This is a genomic window from Hydrococcus rivularis NIES-593 (assembly GCF_001904635.1).
Taxonomy (GTDB): domain Bacteria; phylum Cyanobacteriota; class Cyanobacteriia; order Cyanobacteriales; family Microcystaceae; genus Hydrococcus; species Hydrococcus rivularis.
Map to the genome: position 1 here is coordinate 45,762 of NZ_MRCB01000033.1, position 6,279 is coordinate 52,040.

A 6,279-nucleotide genomic window follows, 5' to 3' on the forward strand; every position below is an offset into this window, starting at 1 on the left:
ATAGCGATCGCAGCATCAGATTGTTACTTATCGCTCAAAGTTGGGAATGCTGAGAACAAAAGTAATTATCTTCTTAGCTTCTCAGTAACGATAATGATTCAGTTTAACTTTCTCAAGCCCACAAAACCAAACAATACTGATGTGATCGAATCTTCATTCAAGAGTCAGTTAGAAAGAAATTTGAGATTAATTGAGCCAACTTGCCAACACTCAAAAAAGCTTTCCCCCGTTAGGTTTCAAATTTTAGAAACCTGACGGGGGATTGTGTATATCTTAAATCGATCCGGCTCGACTTAGCAGATTCAATTGGATTACATTAAGCCCAATTGAGAGAGGATTCCTTGGCCGGTCAGCAGTTCGGTAAGCACGCCAATGGTGAAGCCCAGCATAGCTAGACGACCGTTCCAGCTTTCAGCAAAAGCGGTGAAACCAAATTTAGCCTCTTTGTTTTCCATAAGTCGTAACCCCTATAGATGAGTGCAGTTGCAGTTTAGTCAAGTATCTGTAGTCAAATTTAACTTAAAATTTAAAACTTTGCAACATTTATTTATATTCTGGCAATGCGATCGCGAAAACCATTATCCTGTAAGTTTTGCTACAAATTACTACCGCAACTCTATTACCTCTCTGTCAAGACTCTAAAATAAAAGTGAACGACGACCAGCGATCGAACAACTAATAACTGGTAACTGTTTTATGACCCCCATTCGAGGGAAATGCATTGAGGGGTAAAAATGACCAATCGCGCTTGCGCTTCCCCGGTGACGAAGCATCCGATGGTTTTGGCGCTGCATACCGCCGTCCAGGGGAGAGCTAGATTTAAAGTTAGAGGACTTTATCGCTCAGACGAACTCAAAGAATATTTAGAGTCGCGCTTGTCAAGTAAAAAAGGGATTAATTTTGTATCGGCTCGTCCGGCAACGGGTCATATTATTGTCCGCTTCGATCCGGAATGTAGTTATAAAGCGATCGCACAAGCAATTGAAAAGTTGGTATTAGACTACAGAAATCAGAAGGCAGAAGCTCCAAGGCAGAAGTCGGAAGTCAGAAGTAAATCTCTCCCAACTCCTCCAACTCCCCCTAAACTCCCTATCCCCCCACAATCCCCATCTCCTCGTCTTCCTGCCGAACCATGGCATCTCAAAGACGCAGGAGCGATCGCAGCTGAATTAGAAACCTCGGCGGAAGTGGGATTAGCGAGCCGAGCAGCTAGAGAAAAACTGCAACGATACGGAGCCAACGCCCTATCAGAAACGCCCCCTCGCTCCGGGCTAAGCATTTTGCTCGACTACTTCAAATCCGTACCCGTTGCCTTGCTTGCGGCTGCGGCAGGGCTTTCCCTAGTTACAGGAGGCGTAGCAGATGCCGTTGTCATTATGGGGGTAGTAGCCCTAAATGCTGCTCTCGGTTACGCCACAGAAAGCCAATCGGAACGAATTATCCATTCTCTCAAGCACCTAGTCAAACCCTCTGCCTTTGTTATCAGAGATGGCAATTTAGTCGAAATTAGCGCCCAAGAAATCGTTCCCGGAGATATTTTGGTTCTCAAACCGGGCAGCTACGTACCAGCAGACGCAAGGCTGATCGAAGCCGATCGCCTCAGCGTTGATGAGTCTGCCTTAACGGGCGAGAGCATCCCCGTAACGAAAACACCTGAAACCCTTACTCGTCCAGACGCTCCCCTCGCCGAACGCACCAACATGGTCTACATGGGGACGATCGTCACGGGAGGGCAAGGGCTAGCCGTAGTCGTTGCCACGGGACAAAATACAGAGATGGGAACGATTCAAACCCTGGTAGGCGAGACCATCGTCCCGCAAACCCCCATGGAAAAACAACTCGATCGCGCGGGAAGTCAACTCGTCCTGGCATCGAGCGCAGTTTGCGGCATTGTTTTTGGGATCGGTTTATTGCGCGGCTACGGCACTCTCCAGATGCTCAAGACATCCATCTCTCTAGCAGTAGCTGCGGTTCCCGAAGGATTGCCAACAGTTGCCACGACAACTCTAGCGCTCGGCATCAACAATATGAGGAAGCATCACGTCCTCATCCGCCGCCTCGATGCAGTAGAAGCCTTGGGTTCCATTCAGACCATCTGCCTGGATAAGACGGGAACGCTCACGACCAATCAAATGTCAGTCGTAGAACTGTACGTGAATGGACGATCCATTCAGCGCTTCGATGGAAAATTCCTGGTGGAGGAAGAAGCAATCGACCCCTACACCAGGGACAACCTGACAAAACTGATGCTGGTTTCAGTTCTGTGTAACGATAGCGAAGCGAACTCGGATGAGAATGGATTTTACGTTCTCAATGGCTCGTCAACTGAGAACGCCCTGATCCAGATGGCAATTGAGGCTGGGACGAACGCGATCGCGCTCAGGGAAAAATATCCGCGTCTGGAAACCAGCCACCGCTCCGAAAACCACAATTTCATGACCACCGTTCACCTCAACGAACGTCATAAATTTATTGCCGTTAAGGGAAATCCGACAGAAGTCATCGATCTGTGTAGCTGGCAGATTAAGAATGGGGAAAAAGTTCCTCTAAGCGAAGCAGACAAGTTGGCGATCGAGGCAGAAAACGAGCGCATGGCAGGCAAGGCGCTCAGAGTGCTGGCAGCCGCTTACAGGGAAAGCGATCTAGAAGAAGATAGCAACGGCAATCCTCCAGAAGATCTAATTTGGCTGGGACTGATCGGCATGGCAGATCCGATCCGGCATGGCGTCAAAGACTTGATGGGCAACTTCCATCAGGCGGGCATCGATACGATCATGATCACTGGCGATCAAAGTCCTACTGCCTACGCCATCGGCAAAGAATTGAATCTGAGTCGGGGCGAGCAACTGCAAATCTTAGATTCAACCCACCTCATTGAAATCGATCCCGAAGTCATGAAGGGACTGTGCCAGCGCGTACACGTCTTTGCCCGGATCAGTCCTTCTCACAAACTGCAAATCGTTCAGGCATTGCAGCAAGCTGGAAGAGTCGTTGCCATGACGGGAGATGGAATCAATGACGCTCCGGCGCTCAAGGCAGCCGAAGTCGGAATTGCCATGGGGCATACGGGAACCGATGTCGCCCGCGAAGTAGCCGATGTGGTAATAGAGGATGACAACCTCGAAACCATGATTATTGCCGTCAGTCAGGGAAGGACTATCTACAACAACATCAGAAAAGCCGTTCACTTCCTGCTCTCTACCAACACCAGCGAGATCCTGGTCATGCTCTTTGCTACGGTAGGGGGTCTGGGTCAGCCTCTCAATGCCATGCAACTCCTTTGGCTCAACCTAGTGACCGATATTTTCCCCGGTCTCGGTCTTGCCTTAGAGCAGCCAGAACCCGACGTACTCAGCCAGCCTCCTCGTCCTCCCGAAGAACCAATCCTCAAGCGATCGGACTTTCAGCGCATTACCGCAGAGTCAGTTACCTTATCGGCTAGCGTTCTGGGTTCCTATATATACGGCATCCTGCGCTATGGCATCGGACTCCAGGCAAGCACGATCGCATTTATGAGCATGGTTGCAGCGCAACTCATGCATGCCCTGAGCTGCCGTTCTGAAAAACACCGCGTTTGGAGTAAAACCAAACTGCCGCCGAATCGGTATTTAGGTGCCGCTCTAGGAGGGTCGTTCGCGCTACAGCTCCTGTGCTTTATAATTCCGGGTTTGAGGAGTCTGTTGAAGCTCGCACCTATTAATGCCTTGGATAGCGTTGTCATCGGCAGTAGTGCTTTCCTACCCTTTGTGGTGAATGAAGCAACTAAGAAAGAACAACAAGAGAATAGAGCGGCACTAGAGCAGGGAAACCCAGAAGATGGGAAACACGGGGGAACAAGGGAAACAAGAGAGACGGGGGAACTCCCAGACAAGGAAGAGATAAAAAAGGCAAAAAAGACAAAAAAGACAAAAAAACAAAAAAAGAAAAAAGACAAGGGAGACAAGGGGATAAGAGGACAGGGAGACTAGGAGATGGGGGGACTGGGGGATGGGGGGGAAGTCGGAACTCAGAAGGCAGAAGGCTTTTATGCAGAAGGCAGAAGGGAGAGAAAGAGATATAAGGGAATCAATCCAAAATCCGCCGTTCTCCTTGAAGAGGTTCAAGGAGCGTGCGGCGGCTTCGCCAAAATCTGCGGAACGCAGTCGCCGCACGCCGCTGGAAGTCAATTCCAGCACAACGGCGACCAAAATCCTTTCATCCAAAAACGAACTATGAAACAAGACTTTATGTTCACCTCCGAATCGGTGACAGAGGGACATCCAGATAAACTGTGCGATCGCATTAGCGACGCGATCGTCGATAATTTTCTGCGCAAAGATCCCTATTCGCGGGTAGTTACGGAGTGCGCGGTCGCCACCTCGATCGTTTTTATTGCCGCTCGGTTTGATTCCGATGCGATCGTAGACTTTACTAAAATTGCTAGAAAGGTCATCAAACAAGTCGGTTACGACCAGCCCGATTTCAGCGCGAAAACCTGTAGCATCGTAACTAGCCTCAAAGAGTTACCGCCGAGTCAATACCGCTATTTCGACGAAAAAAAACTTTCCGATGAGGAAATCGATCGCATTCCAGTCAAAAATCAGGCAACCGTTTTCGGGTTTGCTTGCAATCAAACGCTTGCCTTGATGCCGCTTCCGATTTGGCTGGCACACAAATTGGCAAAGCGATTGACCGCCGTCAGATGCCAAAATATCCTTCCCTATCTCACGCCGGATGGAAAAACTCAGGTGGGAATTGAATACCGCGATCGCAAACCACATCGCATCCACAGTATCACCGTCATTGCCAGTCAGAACCAACCCTTTAACTCCCAAGGCCCCGATCTCAAAACCCTGCAAGACGATATTCGAGCAACCGTCATCGACCCAGTTTTTGAGAACGAAGAAATTCAGCCAGACGACCAAACCAAAATCTTTATCAACCCCGACGGACCGCTAATTATCGGGGGTCCTGCCGCTCATTCCGGGCTAACGGGTAGAAAAAATGCGATCGATACCTACGGCGAATATTCGCGGCACAGCGGCGCAGCCCTCAGCGGTAAAGATCCGACGCGCATCGATCGCATCGGCGCTTATGCCGCTCGTTATGCTGCCAAAAATGTGGTAGCAGCAGGACTGGCTGACGAATGCGAAGTGCAGCTTAGCTACTCGATCGGACTTGCCCACCCCGTCAGCGTCCAGGTAGAAACCTTTGGAACGGGAAAAATTTCCGATAAAGAAATTACGATGCTGCTAGAGAAGTGTTTCGATTTCCGGCTGGCTGGCATTATCAAACAGTTTAATCTCAGGACGTTGCCCGCAGCGATCGAAGGGGGATTCTATCGACAGCTAGCCGCTTACGGTCACGTCGGTAGAACCGACCTGGGGTTCATTCCTTGGGAAGAAACCGATAAGGTTCCGATTTTACAGGAATTGATATCGAGTCCGGTTAGTTAAGCTCATTGCCCTTTCTTAGGGCGGGGATGCAGGCGTCCTAAGTCATTTGTCATTTGTCCTTTGTTTTTTCCCCTTACCCTTTCCCCCAATCCCAATGACAGATGACCAATGACTAATGATATCAAATCCAGATGAATGACCCCAATAACCAGTAGTGCGAGCTAGAAGCTCGCGTTCGAGCAGGAATAAAAAGCGAGCAACACGTGTGCGCTTACGCGCACGCACTACATACATATTAACGTTCGCGCTCACCCGCCGCGAGCAACCTTTCGACACTCACCAACAAGACTGCTCCGGTCGGTGTGCAACGGGGTTGTTAGACCGATAGCCGCTGTTAGCAATACCCCTCGTTTAACGTGCGAATTCGTAAACGATTTCTGTGATGCTACCCCGCCAATAGGGTTTAGTACCATCAGGCAGCAACCAGGCCACCTCACCATTGAGGGGTACTTGCATACCACTGCGCTCCTCGTAATTCCAGAAGCGCCCGTACCACGGTGTTGGGATGACTTTTCTATCTACTGTACGCCCACGTGCTTCTGCTTGCACACTGTCGATGAGATCCTACTCGTTGAAGGTAAAAAGCAGGGTTATGCTAATGTCGCACTCAGTAAGAGTGCCTTGGGCAGAGCGATCGCTTACCGCTTCCCAATGTATTCCTTGGCTAGGGCTAGGCAACAGTGCTGTGGGATACCAAACTGCCTCAGCAAAAAAGCGCATTAGCTCACCCTTAGCAATATCACCCGTACCTTGCATGTTGACGAGCGAAAACAGCCCAAACAGTGCAGCATTATCGGGTAAGGTTCGAGGGTCGCCCCTCTCCCCTCCCCTAAGAACGGAACGT

Annotated in this window: 3 protein-coding genes and 1 pseudogene; 2 read left to right on the forward strand and 2 right to left on the reverse strand. The window is 49.8% G+C overall.

Annotated features, from left to right (window positions below; translation table 11 throughout):
* Positions 1-311 precede the first annotated feature (311 nt).
* Positions 312-455: a hypothetical protein gene (locus NIES593_RS19745; RefSeq protein ID WP_015144552.1), complete on the reverse strand. Its 144-nt coding sequence runs from the start codon at positions 453-455 to the stop codon at positions 312-314.
* Between the two features lie 279 nt (positions 456-734).
* Here NIES593_RS19745 and NIES593_RS19750 point away from each other — a divergent pair, with 279 nt between their 5' ends.
* Both NIES593_RS19750 and metK read left to right on the forward strand, forming a co-directional pair.
* The gene (locus tag NIES593_RS19750) at positions 735-3,968 is read left to right on the forward strand and encodes a cation-translocating P-type ATPase (RefSeq protein WP_073601212.1); all 3,234 of its coding nucleotides are present in this window, start codon (positions 735-737) and stop codon (positions 3,966-3,968) included.
* A gap of 243 nt (positions 3,969-4,211) precedes the next feature.
* Positions 4,212-5,435: a methionine adenosyltransferase gene (gene metK, locus NIES593_RS19755; protein WP_073601219.1), complete on the forward strand. Its 1,224-nt coding sequence runs from the start codon at positions 4,212-4,214 to the stop codon at positions 5,433-5,435.
* 351 nt (positions 5,436-5,786) lie between these two features.
* Here metK and NIES593_RS25675 read toward each other — a convergent pair.
* Positions 5,787-6,191: pseudogene (locus tag NIES593_RS25675) on the reverse strand (DUF6920 family protein).
* Between the last annotated feature and the right edge of the window lie 88 nt (positions 6,192-6,279).

Bases quoted from the DNA above. Each gene is read 5' to 3' on its own strand.
- NIES593_RS19745 (WP_015144552.1), bottom strand. From the start codon at position 455: ATGGAAAACAAAGAGGCTAAATTTGGTTTCACCGCTTTTGCTGAAAGC.
- NIES593_RS19750 (WP_073601212.1), top strand. From the start codon at position 735: ATGACCAATCGCGCTTGCGCTTCCCCGGTGACGAAGCATCCGATGGTT.
- metK (WP_073601219.1), top strand. From the start codon at position 4,212: ATGAAACAAGACTTTATGTTCACCTCCGAATCGGTGACAGAGGGACAT.